This is a genomic window from Streptomyces phaeochromogenes, assembly GCF_001418655.1.
Classification (GTDB): domain Bacteria; phylum Actinomycetota; class Actinomycetes; order Streptomycetales; family Streptomycetaceae; genus Streptomyces; species Streptomyces phaeochromogenes.
Genome location: NZ_LIQZ01000617.1, coordinates 252 through 1027, shown reverse-complemented (window position 1 = coordinate 1027; position 776 = coordinate 252). Strand labels below are relative to the sequence as shown.

Genomic DNA, 776 nt, shown 5'->3' with positions numbered 1-776 from the left:
GGCGACCACGTCGTGCAGCTCACGGGCGATCGTCGTGCGCTCTTCGAGAAGGGTGCGCTTGGAACGCTCGTGCGCGGTCACCGTCTCCTGGGCGGTCACCTTCTGCGCGGCGTCGTGCCGCACATGCCACACCGTGACGACCAGCAGTGCCAGCGCGCTCACGAACAGGAAGGGCATGGTGTTCGTGTAGTAGTGGCTGCCTCCGAAGAAGACCTCCGCGAACAGGCCGTACGCCGCGGTCAGCGCCCACATCCAGGCCGCCGTGCGGGGTCTGGTCCTCAGCGCCACGACCGTGATCACGATCAACTGGGTCGCGAAGGCGCCGGGCAGCCAGGGCCAGTCGCTCCCCCAGTCGTTGCCGAACATGGCCGTGACCGGTGTCACCGCGAGGGAGACCCAGAAGGCGCCGACCGGCCTGAGCAGGGTCAGCAGGATCGTGCCCAGTGCGAGGAGGCCGGTCAGCAGCTGCGAGAGATCACCGCCGCCGTTGCCCGCGAGGGAGATGAGCAGCGCCACCCCACCGGCCAACGCCANNCAGCTGGAACTCGGGGCTGCGCGGCCGGCCACCGCTTGGCGGTGTCGTCTGCGTCTGGGTCGTCTCGGTCACATACAGAACGGTAGGCGGAGGCGGGCGTAGCGGTCGTCACCAGTGAGAAGGGTCATTCGAGGTCCCTCTCAGGTACTACGGGTAGTGCCAGGGCCGTCTCGGAGAGGTGCCTCAGTAACCACTGGGGCGCACCAGCCCGCACTCGTACGCGAACACCGCCGCCTGGGTG

At 68.5% G+C, this 776-nt stretch carries 1 pseudogene; it reads right to left on the bottom strand.

Annotated elements, in window-relative coordinates:
- Positions 1-533, bottom strand: a pseudogene (locus AOK17_RS53295) (two-component sensor histidine kinase); the annotation flags it as partial.
- Positions 534-776: the final 243 nt, after the last annotated feature.